General features: G+C 71.5%; 13 protein-coding genes. All 13 read left to right on the forward strand.

The features are described 5' to 3' along the window. Positions 1–64 precede the first annotated feature (64 nt). The 13 genes from thrB (at position 65) to atpA (ending at position 13,479) form a co-directional block, all read left to right on the forward strand. Positions 65–1,042, forward strand: a complete 978-nt coding sequence (gene thrB, locus JOD49_RS17005; protein WP_205308226.1) for a homoserine kinase — start codon at positions 65–67, stop codon at positions 1,040–1,042. Positions 1,043–1,369: 327 nt separating this feature from the next. After that, positions 1,370–3,430 (forward strand): transcription termination factor Rho, encoded by a 2,061-nt coding sequence (gene rho, locus JOD49_RS17010; RefSeq protein ID WP_205308227.1) that lies wholly within the window; start codon positions 1,370–1,372, stop codon positions 3,428–3,430. A 149-nt stretch (positions 3,431–3,579) separates the two neighbouring features. Next, positions 3,580–3,798 (forward strand): 50S ribosomal protein L31, encoded by a 219-nt coding sequence (gene rpmE / locus JOD49_RS17015; RefSeq protein ID WP_138823520.1) that lies wholly within the window; start codon positions 3,580–3,582, stop codon positions 3,796–3,798. A 158-nt stretch (positions 3,799–3,956) separates the two neighbouring features. Beyond that, the gene (prfA, locus tag JOD49_RS17020) at positions 3,957–5,045 is read left to right on the forward strand and encodes a peptide chain release factor 1 (protein ID WP_205308228.1); all 1,089 of its coding nucleotides are present in this window, start codon (positions 3,957–3,959) and stop codon (positions 5,043–5,045) included. 50 nt (positions 5,046–5,095) lie between these two features. Continuing rightward, positions 5,096–6,181 (forward strand): peptide chain release factor N(5)-glutamine methyltransferase, encoded by a 1,086-nt coding sequence (gene prmC / locus JOD49_RS17025; RefSeq protein WP_205309062.1) that lies wholly within the window; start codon positions 5,096–5,098, stop codon positions 6,179–6,181. A 14-nt stretch (positions 6,182–6,195) separates the two neighbouring features. After that, the gene (locus tag JOD49_RS17030) at positions 6,196–7,002 is read left to right on the forward strand and encodes an L-threonylcarbamoyladenylate synthase (RefSeq protein WP_205309063.1); all 807 of its coding nucleotides are present in this window, start codon (positions 6,196–6,198) and stop codon (positions 7,000–7,002) included. Beyond that, positions 6,999–8,252, forward strand: coding sequence for an MraY family glycosyltransferase (locus JOD49_RS17035; RefSeq protein ID WP_205308229.1), 1,254 nt, complete (start codon positions 6,999–7,001; stop codon positions 8,250–8,252). The genes JOD49_RS17030 and JOD49_RS17035 overlap by 4 nt, the downstream gene beginning before the upstream one ends. Continuing rightward, positions 8,249–8,794 carry a Cg1360 family ATP-synthase-associated protein gene (locus JOD49_RS17040; RefSeq protein WP_239525246.1) on the forward strand — a complete coding sequence of 182 codons (546 nt, stop codon included), beginning with the start codon at positions 8,249–8,251 and terminating at the stop codon, positions 8,792–8,794. Before JOD49_RS17035 ends, JOD49_RS17040 begins: the two co-directional genes overlap by 4 nt. 276 nt (positions 8,795–9,070) lie before the next feature. Continuing rightward, positions 9,071–9,961: a F0F1 ATP synthase subunit A gene (atpB, locus tag JOD49_RS17045; protein WP_205308230.1), complete on the forward strand. Its 891-nt coding sequence runs from the start codon at positions 9,071–9,073 to the stop codon at positions 9,959–9,961. Positions 9,962–10,077: 116 nt separating this feature from the next. Continuing rightward, the gene (gene atpE / locus JOD49_RS17050; protein WP_030149959.1) at positions 10,078–10,305 is read left to right on the forward strand and encodes an ATP synthase F0 subunit C; all 228 of its coding nucleotides are present in this window, start codon (positions 10,078–10,080) and stop codon (positions 10,303–10,305) included. After that, on the forward strand, positions 10,305–10,898 hold the full coding sequence (locus JOD49_RS17055) for a F0F1 ATP synthase subunit B (protein WP_205308231.1): 594 nt from the start codon (positions 10,305–10,307) through the stop codon (positions 10,896–10,898). Before atpE ends, JOD49_RS17055 begins: the two co-directional genes overlap by 1 nt. Then, positions 10,898–11,713: a F0F1 ATP synthase subunit delta gene (locus tag JOD49_RS17060; protein ID WP_205308232.1), complete on the forward strand. Its 816-nt coding sequence runs from the start codon at positions 10,898–10,900 to the stop codon at positions 11,711–11,713. Before JOD49_RS17055 ends, JOD49_RS17060 begins: the two co-directional genes overlap by 1 nt. 134 nt (positions 11,714–11,847) lie before the next feature. After that, the gene (atpA, locus tag JOD49_RS17065) at positions 11,848–13,479 is read left to right on the forward strand and encodes a F0F1 ATP synthase subunit alpha (RefSeq protein WP_205308233.1); all 1,632 of its coding nucleotides are present in this window, start codon (positions 11,848–11,850) and stop codon (positions 13,477–13,479) included.

Below are 13,479 nucleotides of genomic sequence, written 5' to 3' on the forward strand. Positions count from 1 at the left end.
TGAGTCCGCCGCAGCGGCCGCAGTCCCGTAGTCCCCGTAGCTCCCTGAAGAGAGGTCCCGCGAGATGCAGCTCGGAGCCGACCATGTGCGGGTGCGCGTACCCGCGACGAGCGCGAACCTCGGCCCGGGCTTCGACGCCATGGGACTGGCCCTCGCGCGCTACGACGTGCTCGAGGTCCGTGCGCTCGGCAACGGCGACGTGGTCGTCGACGTCGAGGGGGAGGGGGCCGGCGAGGTCCCCGGTGACGAGCGGCACCTGGTCGTGCGCGCGCTGCGTGCCGCCCTCGACCTGGTCGGTGCGCCGCAGACCGGGCTGCACCTGACCGGCACCAACGCGATCCCGCACGGCCGTGGTCTCGGCTCCTCGGCTGCCGCGGTCGTGGCCGGGATCGTCGCCGCGCGCGCTCTGGTCGCGGATCCCGCGGCCCTCGACGACGCGACCGTCCTCCAGCTCGCGACCGAGTTCGAGGGGCACCCCGACAACGCTGCCCCCGCGATCCACGGCGGCGCGACGATCGCCTGGACGAGCGCGGTCGAGGGGCACGAGGGCGCGCGCGCTGTACGCCTCGACGTCCACCCGGACATCGAGGCGACCGTCCTGGTCCCCACGATCCGGCTCGCCACGAGCCGTGCTCGCGGTGTCCTGCCGGAGACCGTGCCGCACGCCGACGCCGCGCTCAACGCGGGGCGCGCCGCGCTGCTCGTCGAGGCGCTGACCCGTTCGCCGCAGCTCCTGTTCGACGCGACCGAGGACCGGCTCCACCAGGAGTATCGCGCGGGGGTCATGTCGGCGTCGTGGGAGCTCGTGCGCGCGCTGCGGGCCGACGGCCTGGCCGCGACCATCTCGGGCGCGGGACCCACGGTCCTGCTCCTGGGGAGCGCCGAGGACCGCGACCGCGCCGATGCCGTGCTGCGCGACCTGCTGCACGGCTCGGACCAGTGGCGCGCCTACCGGCCGGGCATCGACCTGGGAGGGGTGCGCTCCGAGCGCGTCCTGGGCTCGGCGGGCCTGGCCGACCCGTCCCCTCGACAGGTGCGGTGACCGTCCGTCGATCCCTGGCGCAGCCCCTGGGGGGACTGGTCTTCCGGGGGGCTACGGATGGTAGAATCCAATGAGCCTTCGCAGGTTCATGATGATGCCTCGGTGATTCCTCGACGATTCTCCGCCGAGTCCCCGGGCATCGGCAGAGCAACCACTGACTGCGACTCATACCCCGCGAGAAGGCAATCCAGCCCACGTCAGCTGACGTCGTCGTACCACTGACGCGTGGTTCCACTGCGTTCCGGCCGTCACGTGCCGAGCGTCGATCACCCGCGGCCCACCCCTCGCAACGAGACGAGTGGGCGCAAACGAGGGGAAGGGTCCTTCGTGACAGACACCACCGACACCGCCCGTGCAGGCGCGCTCTCGACGCTGCGCCTCCCCGAGCTGCAGGCACTCGCCTCGCAGCTCGGTGTCAAGGGCACGTCCAAGATGCGCAAGAGCGATCTTGTCGACGTCATCCGATCCACCTCCGGCGAGAAGAGCGCTCCTGAGCGCCCCGCCGGAGCGTCCTCCACCGCGCGCCGTGCGCCGGAGAAGGACAACCAGACCGAGAAGGTCGTCGTCCAGCCGGCGGTCGAGGTCCCGGCACGCGCGGCGACCGAGAACGTCGAGCGCTCCGAGCGTCCCCGCCGCGAGCGGGGTCAGCGTTCGGCGCGGTCCGACCAGGCAGCCGACATCGTCGCCCCGCTCCTGGAGCAGGGCAGCCGTGCCGCGCGCGTCGACGGCGACCGCAGCGCCGGGGGAGAGACCCCGGACGAGCGCGCCGCACGCGCCGCCGCGGCGGTCGGCCTGGTGACGGGCTCCGCCCCCGAGCGTGGTTCGCGTCGTGCCGGACGGGGCGCCGGTGCTCCGCGCGGCGGCGAGGGCGAGGCCGTTCGCGAGCCGGCCCCCGAGGCCGGTGCGGGCAACGGTCGTCAGGACCGTCAGCGCGACCAGCAGGGGCAGGGCGAACGCCAGAACGGCCAGCAGGAGCGCCAGGGGGGCCAGCGCCAGCAGGGCCAGGGCAACCAGCAGGGTGGTCAGGGGGGCCAGCGCGACCAGCAGGGTCAGGGCAACCGCCAGAGCGACGAGTACGACGAGCGCGGCGGACGTCGCCGTCGTGGGCGTGACCGCAACCGTGACCGCGACCGCAAGCGCGGCCGCACGCGTGGCGGGAACATCGACGTCTCGGGTCTCGACGACATCGAGGTGACCGAGGACGACGTGCTGCTGCCCGTGGCCGGCATCCTCGACGTGCTCGACCAGTACGCGTTCGTGCGCACCAGCGGCTACCTGCCCGGACCGAACGACGTCTACGTCTCGCTCGGTCAGGTCAAGAAGTCGGGCCTGCGTCGCGGCGACGCGATCGTCGGCGCGGTGCGTCAGCCCCGTGACGGCGAGACGTTCCAGCAGACCGGGCCGCGCAACCAGAAGTTCAACGCGCTGGTCCGGCTCGACTCGGTCAACGGCATGTCTCCCGAGGCCGCCCGCAACCGTGCCGAGTTCAACAAGCTCACGCCGCTCTACCCGCAGGAGCGCCTGCGCCTGGAGACGGGCGAGGTCGGCCGACTGACGCCGCGCGTGATCGACATCGTCGCCCCGATCGGCAAGGGGCAGCGTGGCCTGATCGTCGCTCCGCCCAAGGCGGGCAAGACGATCATCATGCAGCAGATCGCCAACGCGATCACGACGAACAACCCTGAGGTCCACCTCATGGTCGTCCTCGTGGACGAGCGACCTGAAGAGGTCACGGACATGGAGCGCACGGTCAAGGGCGAGGTCATCGCCTCGACGTTCGACCGTCCCGCCTCCGACCACACGATCGTCGCCGAGCTCGCGATCGAGCGCGCCAAGCGTCTCGTGGAGCTGGGCCAGGACGTCGTCGTGCTCCTCGACTCGCTCACGCGACTCTCGCGTGCCTACAACCTGGCGGCCCCGGCCTCCGGACGCATCCTCTCGGGAGGTGTGGACGCCTCGGCGCTCTACCCGCCCAAGCGCTTCTTCGGCGCGGCGCGCAACATCGAGAACGGTGGGTCGCTCACGATCCTCGCCTCGGCGCTCGTCGAGACCGGCTCCAAGATGGACGAGGTCATCTTCGAGGAGTTCAAGGGCACGGGAAACATGGAGCTCCGGCTCTCCCGCTCGCTCGCGGACAAGCGCATCTTCCCGGCCGTGGACGTCAACGCGTCCGGTACCCGCCGCGAGGAGATCCTCATGCCGCAGGACGAGCTCCGCATCGTCTACAAGCTGCGCCGCGTGATGGGTGCGCTCGACCAGCAGCAGGCCATCGAGCTGCTGCTCGGCAAGCTCAAGGAGACCAAGTCCAACGTCGAGTTCCTGCTCCAGGTGCAGAAGACGACGCCGGGCGGCATCAACCACGACGAAGAGGTCGGTCGCGCCGTGTGATCCTCCGTGGGCCGCTCCCTTCGGGCGAGCGGCCCACGGATTTTTCGTGTGCTGGACGCGTCTGGCACAATGTCCTGTTGGTTTCCCCGTCCCCGGTTCACGGCTGCTGTCCGCAGGCGACCCGGGGGCAACCCATTGAGGAGAGTCCTGTGAAGGCTGATATCCACCCCGAGTACGTCCTGACCGAGGTCACCTGCACCTGCGGTTCCACGTTCGTCACGCGCAGCACCGAGAAGTCCGGGCGCATCTCGTCCGACGTCTGCTCGGCCTGCCACCCGTTCTACACGGGCAAGCAGAAGATCCTCGACACCGGTGGCCGCGTGGCCCGCTTCGAGGCTCGTTACGGCAAGAAGGCCGCCGACAAGTAGCGACTCTCCAGCGCCGGTGGTCCGGGCGTCCGTCAACCTCTCCAGGGGCAGGCGGCATGCTCGTTCCACCGGCGCTGTCGTCTTTCCGGCGTGAGTGCGCCGGACCCCGGCGCGCCGAGCCGCACAGCCCTTGCCCACCCCTTTCGTCAGGACACCCCGTGACCGAGTCCTTCGCCGCCGTCGAGCACCTGCTCGCCGAGCACGCCGAGATCGAGACGCTGCTCGCCGACCCCGCGGTCCACGCGGACGCCGGCAGGGCGCGCACGCTCGGGCGCCGCTACGCCGAGCTGGGACAGGTCGTCGCGGCGTACCGCGCGTGGCGGGACGCGACCGACGACGTCGAGGCCGCGACCGAGCTCGCCGCCGAGGACAGCTCGTTCGCCGCGGAGCTGCCGGCGCTCCAGGAGACGGCTGCGGCCGCGACCGAGAAGCTGCGCCGGGTCCTGGTGCCGCGCGACCCCGACGACGGGCGCGACGTGATCCTCGAGATCAAGGCGGGCGAGGGCGGCGAGGAGTCCGCGCTGTTCGCGGGCGACCTGCTGCGCATGTACCTGCGCTACGCCGAGCGCCGCGGCTGGAAGACCGAGATCATCGAGGCCACGGACTCGGACCTGGGCGGCTACAAGGACGTCCAGGTCGCGGTCAAGGCGCGGGCCGGTGCGACCGACCCCGCCGACGGGGTGTGGGCCAACCTCAAGTACGAGGGCGGCGTCCACCGCGTCCAGCGCGTGCCCGTGACCGAGTCGCAGGGCCGCATCCACACCTCGGCCGCGGGCGTGCTCGTGTTCCCCGAGGTCGAGGACGCGGGCGAGATCGAGATCGACCCGAACGAGCTGCGCATCGACGTGTACCGGTCCTCGGGCCCGGGCGGGCAGTCGGTCAACACGACCGACTCGGCGGTGCGCATCACGCACCTGCCCACGGGCATCACGGTCTCGATGCAGAACGAGAAGTCCCAGCTCCAGAACCGCGAGCAGGCCATGCGCGTGCTGCGCGCCCGGCTCCTGGCCGCGCGCCAGGAGGAGGAGGCCGCCGCGGCGAACGACCTGCGCCGCTCCCAGGTCCGCACCGTGGACCGCTCCGAGCGCATCCGGACGTACAACTACCCGGAGAACCGGATCGCGGACCACCGCACGGGCTACAAGGCGTACAACCTGGACCAGGTCCTCGACGGTGACCTCGAGCCGGTCGTCCGCTCGGCGATCGACGCCGACGAGGCGGCACGCCTCGCCGCAGCGGCGTCGTGACCTCTCCGGCGGTCCCGCCGGCGTCGTCCGCTGACGGCCGCGCCCCCGCCCTGCCCGACGACGTCTCTCGCCTCGTGCGCGAGGCCGCGGCCCGCCTGGCCCGGGCCGGGATCGACACGCCCCGCGTCGACGCCGAGCTGCTCCTCGCGCACGCCGCGGGTGTGCCGCGCGAGCGGGTCGTCTCGGCGGCGGTGCTGGGACGACCGGTGTCCTCGCTGCTGCTCGGGACCGCGGGCGAGCGCCCGACGGCCCCCTCGCCGGCCGGGTCCGCGGGGCCGGCCGGGTCCACGGGGCCGGCCGGGACCACCGGGCCCGTGGCGCACCGGGGCGCGGGACCGTCGACCGTCCGCACCTCCTCGGCCGTGCTCGACGAGCTGGCCCGGCTGCTCGACGCCCGCGCCCGGCGCGTCCCCCTCCAGCACCTCACGGGCACGGCCCCCTTCCGGCACCTCGACCTCGTCGTGGGGCCCGGCGTGTTCGTCCCGCGTCCCGAGACCGAGCAGGTCGCGCAGGTCGCGATCGACGAGGCGTTCGCGGCCGTCGCGCGGGGCTCGCAGGCACCGGTCGTCGTGGACCTGTGCACCGGGTCGGGCGCGATCGCTCTGGCCCTGGCGACCGAGGTCCCGGGCGCCCGCGTGCACGCGGTCGAGCTCGACCGCGACGCGCACGCCTGGGCCGAGCGCAACGTGACCCGTGCGCACGAGGCGAGCGGCGCCGTCGTGCACCTGGTCCGGGGGGACGCACGCACCGCGCTCGTCGAGCTCGACGGGACGTGCGACGTCGTCGTGTCCAACCCCCCCTACGTGCCGCCCGACGCGGTCCCGCGCGACCCCGAGGTCGCGCTGCACGATCCCCAGGTCGCGCTCTACGGGCTCGGCGAGGACGGCCTCGAGGTGCCCCGCGGCGTGACCCGTGCGGCCGCGCGCCTCCTGGCCCCCGGCGGCCTCTACGTCATGGAGCACGCCGAGGTCCAGGCGGAGGCCGCGCGCGACATGGTCGCCGCGGTCGGCGGCTTCGAGGACGTCAGGACCGCCAGCGACCTCACGGGCAGGCCGCGTATGGTCGTGGCCCGACGCTCGCGGACGACGAGCGAGCGAGATCCCGCACCAGCGGACCCTTCGGACATGGAAGACTGAGAAGCGTGAGCTCTGTGCACCCCGTCACCGACCCGAACACCTGGGGCCCTTCGATCGACGAGGCGGTGAACGCCGTCTCGCGCGGCGGCCTCGTGGTCCTGCCGACCGACACCGTCTACGGGATCGGGGCGGACGCGTTCGACGCCGAGGCCGTCACGGCCCTCCTGGCCGCGAAGGGGCGCGGGCGGCAGATGCCCCCGCCCGTCCTCGTCCCCGACCTGCGGACCCTCGACGGGCTCGCGACCGAGGTGCCCGACGACGCGCGTGCCCTCGTCGAGGCGTTCTGGCCCGGAGGCTTCACCATCATCCTGACCGCCCAGCCCTCGCTCGCGTGGGACCTCGGCGAGACGCACGGGACCGTCGCGCTGCGCATGCCGGACCACCCGGCCGCGCTCGCCCTGCTGCGCCGCACGGGGCCGCTCGCCGTCTCGAGCGCCAACTCGACGGGCCTGCCCGCCGCGCTCGAGGTCGCCGACGCGCAGGTCCAGCTCCGGGAGTCCGTCGCGGTCTACCTCGACGGCGGCACCGCGCCCGGGGGAGTGGCCTCGACCATCGTCGACGCGACGGGGCCGCACCTGCGGGTCGTGCGCGAGGGCGCGGTCTCGCTCGAGCGGCTGCGTGAGGTCGCGCCGGTCCTCGGGATCGGCGAGGAGCCGGACGAGGCCGCGGACGAGCCCGCCGACGTCTCCGACGACCGGACGGGCTCGGACCCGGACGTGGACGCCGATGGTGCGCCGACCGACGCGTCCGCGCCCCCTGCCCGGACCCCCCACCCCGAGACGACCGTGACGACGAGCGGCCCGGAGGCGAACGGCGGGTGAGGGTCTATCTGCTCGTCCTGCTGATCGCAGCGGCGGTCACCTACCTCCTCACGCCGCTCGCGTACTGGGTCGCGGCGAGGACCGGAGCGATCACCGCGGTCCGTGACCGTGACGTGCACACCATCCCCACGGCCCGCCTGGGCGGGCTCGCGATGACGGCGGGCATCATCGTGGCCGTGGCTTTCGCGTCGCAGATGCCCTTCCTCGAAGGCGTCTTCGCGATCGACGACAGGGCGTGGGCGATCGTCGGCGGTGCGCTCATCGTGTGCCTGCTGGGCGTCGCGGACGACATCTGGGACCTCGACTGGATGACCAAGCTCGCGGGCCAGGTCCTCGCGGCGCTGTTCGTCGCCTGGCAGGGCGTGCAGCTCGTGACCTTCCCCATCAACGGGCTGGTGATCGGCTCGTCGAGGCTCTCGCTCATCGTCACCGTCCTCGTCATCGTGGTCGCGATGAACGCCGTGAACTTCGTGGACGGTCTCGACGGACTGGCCGCGGGCCTCATCGCGATCGGTGGCGGCGCCTACTTCGTCTACACGTACAGCCTGACGACCGTGGCGAGCCCCACGGACTACTCGAACCTCGCGACCTTGATCATGGCGGCCCTCGTCGGCATCTGTCTCGGTTTCCTGCCGCACAACTTCCATCCCGCCCGCATCTTCATGGGCGACTCCGGCTCCATGGTGCTCGGGCTCGTGCTCGGGTCCGCCGTGATCGTCGTCACCGGGAGCATCGACACCGGGATGGCCTCCGACCCGAGCCGTCAGCGCGAGCTCATCCCCATCCTCCTGCCGCTCGCGGTCATCCTGCTCCCGCTGCTCGACATGGTCCTCGCCGTGGTCCGCCGGGTGGGCACGGGCAAGTCGCCCTTCCACCCGGACCGGCTCCACCTGCACCACCGGCTCCTGACGCTCGGCCACTCGCACCGCCGCGCGGTGATCATCATGTACGTGTGGACCGCGGTCTTCGCGTTCGGGGCCGTCGCGCTCGTGAAGTGGCCCGCGGAGAACGTCGCGATCGGGCTGGTCGTGGCGATCGTCGTGGCGGCGATCCTCACGCTCGGCCCCCTGCGTACGCGCGGCAGGTTCCTCGACGACGACGCGGTGACCGCGCCCGAGGGCATCCCGTCGGCCGTGCCGCCCCGACGCGTCGCGGCGGCCAGCGGCGCCTCCCAGGTCGTCCCGGCCCCGGCCCCCACCGAACTCCCCACCGATCCACGCCGTGCCCACCCTGAAGGAACCTCCCGATGACGACTCCCGCACCGCAGACTCCCGACGAGCCGACGAGCGAGCAGCCGCCCAGCGTCCCGGCGCCGGCCGAGGACCCGCGCCAGGCGCAGGCAGCGGTCACGGCGGACACCTCCCAGGTCACCGCGGACGCCGTCGGGGACGCGGTCAGCGCCGTGTTCCGGACCGCGCTGCGCGACACCCTGCTGCTGCTCGGCGGCCTCCTGGTCCTCGGGGTAGGGCTGGGGGCGCTCCTCGCGGGGGTGGCGGGGGTCTGGGGTGCCCTCATGGGGGTCGCGATCGCCCTCGTGTTCTCCGGCACGACGATCGTCGCGATGGCGCGCACCGCGCGCTCGACGCCGACCACCACGGCGGCGGTCGTGCTGGGCAGCTGGCTCGTCAAGATCGTCCTGCTCGGGATCGTGCTGGCCGTCCTGCGCAACTACGAGTTCTACGACCGGGTCGTGTTCGCCGTGGTCCTGCTCGTCGGGGTCATCGGCTCGGCGCTCCTCGACTACCGGGCCGTCGACCGCGGCCGCATCCCGTACGTCACGCCGAAGGCCTGACCGTCGCGCCGGCGCGCTCTGCGCGACCCCGTGACGGTGTCCGCGCCGCCCCCTGCGGGCGGCGCGGGACGGGGTCGGGGAGGCGTCCGGCGCAGCGTGCGGGCGGGCCGTGACCGCCCGCACCGGGGCTGCTCGTCCTGCGGTCGCGGTGCGTGGTCGCACGCCGACGTGCACCGCGCCGGAGACGGGCGGGGGCATCCTATCCCTCGGTCCCGCTGCCGGTGCGGACCCGTGACCTGTGAAGGTCTGAACATGCGTTAGGCTATCGGCGAATCCATGAAGGCCTGGTCCGACGGCGTGCCCATCGAGCGCACGGCCTCGGCGACCGACGACCACCGGGAGTCCACCCTGTTCACGCTCGCGACCCCCTCTCCCTTCGTTGCCGCAGCAGAAGGCGAAGGCGGCTTTCACGCGCCGACGATCGGTGAGTTCTTCCCCGACGCCATCTTCTTCGCCGGCACCCCGTTCGAGTTCAACCGGCTGCAGCTCATCCGAGTGATCGCCACGATCGTGATCCTGACGATCTTCGTGATCGCGGCGCGGCGAGCCAAGCTCGTCCCCGGCCGGTTCCAGAACGGCGTCGAGATGGTCCTCGACTTCGCTCGGGTGAACATCGTCGAGGAGATCATGGGGACCGAGCGGGCTCGCCGCTACGTGCCCATGATCACGACGATCTTCGTGACGATCCTCGCCTTCAACCTGACCGGCGTGGTGCCGGGTCTCAACCTCGCGGGCACCTCGGTCGCCGGTGTGGCGATCCTCCTGGCGCTGTGGGTGTTCGTGGCCTACTGGGCCGCGGGCATCAAGCAGCACGGCCTGTGGGGCTACATCCGGGCGAACCTGTTCCCTCCGGGAGTGCCGTTCCCGATCTACTTCATCCTGGCGCCGATCGAGCTGCTCCAGCTCCTGATCATCCGTCCGGCCTCGCTGGTCATCCGACTCACGGCGAACATGGTCGCGGGCCACATCATGCTGGTCCTGTGCTTCGCCGCCACGAACTTCCTGCTCCTCGAGGCGGCGCCGGCGCTCAAGGCGATCAGCGCGCTGACCCTCGTGGGCGGCATCGCGATCACCCTCTTCGAGGTGTTCGTCGCGGGCCTGCAGGCCTACATCTTCGCGCTCCTCGCCACGGTCTACATCAACATGTCGATCGAGGAAGAGCACTGATCCGCTCCACAGACCTGGTGACGGAGCCCTGGCTCCAGCACCGACCCTGAGCTTCACCTGACGCATCGCACCTGACGCCCGTTCGCACGACCGGGCGCCCAACGGAAGGAAACACCGTGGACGTCACCACCCTTGCCGCTGTCGAAGGCAGCATCAACACCATCGGCTACGGCATCGCCGCGATCGGCCCGGGCATCGGCCTCGGCATCCTGATCGGCAAGACGGTCGAGGGCATGGCCCGCCAGCCCGAGGTCGCCGGCCAGCTCCGCGGCACCATGTTCATCGGTCTTGCCTTCGTCGAGATCCTCGCCCTGCTCGGCTTCGTCGCTGGCTTCATCTTCTGATGTCGACCATCGGCCCCCAGGCGGTCCTCGCCGCAGAGTCTGGCGAGGTCGACCCCATCAAGCTGTTCCTCCCGCCGTTCTACGACCTCTTCTGGTCGTTCGTCGTGCTGGTCATCATCGCGTTCGTGTTCTACAAGATGGTCCTCCCCAAGTTCCAGGCGGTGCTCGACGAGCGCACGGCCAAGATCGAGGGCGGCCTGGCCAAGGCCGAGTCCGCCCAGGCGGAGGCCGCAGCAGCACTGGCCGAGTACCACCAGCAGCTGCAGGAGGCACGCACCGAGGCCGCGAAGATCCGTGAGGACGCTCGCGCCGAGGGCACGGCCATCGTGTCCGACCAGAAGGCCAAGGCCGGCGAGGAGGCCGCTCGCATCGTCGAGACGGCACACCGCCAGATCGAGGCCGAGCGTCAGCAGGCCTCGGTCTCGCTGCGCAACGACGTCGGTACCCTCGCGACCCAGCTCGCCTCGAAGATCGTCGGCGAGTCCCTCGAGGACTCCGCACGCCAGTCGCGTGTCGTGGACCGCTTCCTCGACGAGCTCGAGGCAGCGGGAGCCGGGGCTGCCAGCGCGGCCGCCCACGGCAAGGAGGGCTGATGCGCGGGACGAGCGGAGCCTCCCTCGAGAAGGCTCAGGAGCGCTTCGAGCCGGTGCTGCGTGCTGCCGGTGAAGGAGCATTCGCCCTGGGCGAGCAGCTCCTCACGGTGGCCGCAGCGCTCGACGGCTCCGTGCCCCTGCGCCGTGCTCTCGCCGACCCGTCGCGGTCCGGCGAGGACAAGGCGGCCCTCGCGGCCGACCTGTTGCGCGAGGGCTTCGACGGCCGTGTCGTCGACCTGGTCTCCGGGCTCGCCCGGGACCGCTGGGCGCGCGACAGCGACATCGCCGACGCCGTCGAGCACCTCGGGGTCGACGCGGTCCTGGCCTCGGCCGAGGCCCGTGGCGCGCTCGTGCGTGTCGAGGACGAGCTGTTCCGCATCACGCGCTCGCTCGTCGGAGAGCGTGAGGCCCGTCGCGTGCTGACGGACACCTCGACCGATCCCGCTCGTCGCAAGACGTTCGTCGACGCGCTCCTCGCGGGCAAGGTCGACCCGGTCACCCAGTTCCTCGCGGAGCGGGCGACCGTGGCGCCCCGTGGGCGTCGCTTCGTGGCCACCCTCATCTGGATCGGGGACGTCGCCGCACGTCGTCGCCGTCGCCTCGTCGCCTCGGTGACGTCGGGCACGGTGCTCAGCCAGGCACAGCAGGACCGTCTGTCTGCGCTGCTCGAGCGCGCGTACGGCCGGGCAGTCCAGCTGAACGTCACCGTGGACCCCGAGGTCCTCGGCGGCTTGCGCGTCCAGGTCGGAGCGGACGTCGTCGACTCGACGGTCCTCTCGCGCCTGGTCGATGCACGCAGACGACTGGTCAGCTGACCTGTTCGCCCGAACATCGAGGTCCTCGCGGCCCCCGGTGTCGTCGACACCCCGCCGGCTCTCGAGCCGGCGAACTGACAAGAACGTTCGACCGTTCCCGCACATCGCGGGGCGGCCACGACAGGAGAAGAGCAATGGCTGAGCTGACGATCCGGCCCGACGAGATTCGGGCCGCGCTGGACAGCTTCGTGAAGTCCTACGAGCCCGGGGGCGCGGTGACCGAGGAAGTCGGTCGCGTCACCCTTGCCGGTGACGGCATCGCCCAGGTGGAAGGCCTTCCGGGCGCAATGGCCAACGAGCTGCTGCGCTTCGAGGACGGCACACTCGGCCTTGCCCTGAGCCTGGACGTTCGCCAGATCGGTGTCGTCGTCCTGGGTGAGTTCACCGGGATCGAGGAGGGCCAGGAGGTCCGCCGGACGGGAGAGGTCCTCTCCGTCGCGGTGGGCGACGGCTACCTGGGTCGCGTCGTCGACCCGCTGGGTCAGCCGATCGACGGCCTCGGGGAGATCGAGACCGAGGGCCGTCGTGCCCTCGAGCTGCAGGCCCCCGGCGTCATGGACCGCAAGTCGGTCCACGAGCCGCTGCAGACCGGCCTCAAGGCGATCGACTCGATGATCCCGGTGGGCCGTGGTCAGCGTCAGCTGATCATCGGTGACCGCCAGACCGGCAAGACGGCGATCGCGATCGACACGATCATCAACCAGAAGGCGAACTGGGAGACCGGCGACCCGACCAAGCAGGTTCGCTGCATCTACGTCGCGATCGGTCAGAAGGGCTCGACCATCGCCGCAGTGCGTGGCGCCCTGGAAGAGGCCGGCGCCCTGGAGTACACGACGATCGTCGCTGCTCCTGCGTCCGACCCTGCCGGCTTCAAGTACCTCGCGCCGTACACCGGTTCGGCCATCGGTCAGCACTGGATGTACGGGGGCAAGCACGTCCTCATCGTCTTCGACGACCTGTCGAAGCAGGCCGAGGCGTACCGTGCCGTGTCCCTGCTCCTGCGCCGCCCGCCGGGCCGCGAGGCGTACCCCGGTGACGTCTTCTACCTGCACTCCCGTCTGCTCGAGCGTTGTGCCAAGCTCTCGGACGAGCTGGGCGCGGGCTCGATGACGGGTCTGCCGGTCATCGAGACCAAGGCGAACGACGTGTCGGCGTACATCCCGACCAACGTCATCTCGATCACCGACGGCCAGATCTTCCTCCAGTCGGACCTCTTCAACGCCGACCAGCGCCCCGCCGTGGACGTCGGTATCTCCGTGTCCCGTGTCGGTGGTGCCGCACAGGTCAAGGCCATGAAGCAGGTCTCGGGCACGCTCAAGCTCGAGCTCGCCCAGTTCCGCTCGCTCGAGGCGTTCGCGATGTTCGCCTCGGACCTCGACGCGGCCTCGCGCGGTCAGCTCACGCGTGGCGCTCGCCTGATGGAGCTCCTCAAGCAGGGGCAGTACTCGCCCTACCCGGTCGAGGACCAGGTCGCCTCGATCTGGGCCGGTACCAAGGGCAAGCTCGACGACGTGCCCCTCGAGGACGTCCGTCGTTTCGAGAGCGAGCTGCTGGACCACCTGCGCCGCAACACCGAGGTGCTCAGCACGATCGCGTCGACCGGGAAGCTCTCGGACGAGACCGAGGCTGCACTGGCTCAGGGCGTCGACGACTTCCGCAACGGCTTCCTCACGGGCGACGGCACCCCCCTCGTCGGTGGCGAGTCGGACGAGGAAGAGGCCGTCGTGGTCGAGCAGGAGCAGATCGTCCGGCAGAAGAAGGCCTGA

This window comes from Oerskovia jenensis, assembly GCF_016907235.1.
Lineage (GTDB): Bacteria > Actinomycetota > Actinomycetes > Actinomycetales > Cellulomonadaceae > Oerskovia > Oerskovia jenensis.

Excerpts from the sequence above, each read along its gene's own strand:
- thrB (WP_205308226.1), top strand. The coding sequence starts at position 65 with ATGCAGCTCGGAGCCGACCATGTGCGGGTGCGCGTACCCGCGACGAGC.
- JOD49_RS17040 (WP_239525246.1), top strand. The coding sequence starts at position 8,249 with ATGACGACTCCCGCACCGCAGACTCCCGACGAGCCGACGAGCGAGCAG.
- atpB (WP_205308230.1), top strand. The coding sequence starts at position 9,071 with ATGAAGGCCTGGTCCGACGGCGTGCCCATCGAGCGCACGGCCTCGGCG.
- JOD49_RS17055 (WP_205308231.1), top strand. The coding sequence starts at position 10,305 with ATGTCGACCATCGGCCCCCAGGCGGTCCTCGCCGCAGAGTCTGGCGAG.
- JOD49_RS17060 (WP_205308232.1), top strand. The coding sequence starts at position 10,898 with ATGCGCGGGACGAGCGGAGCCTCCCTCGAGAAGGCTCAGGAGCGCTTC.
- atpA (WP_205308233.1), top strand. The coding sequence starts at position 11,848 with ATGGCTGAGCTGACGATCCGGCCCGACGAGATTCGGGCCGCGCTGGAC.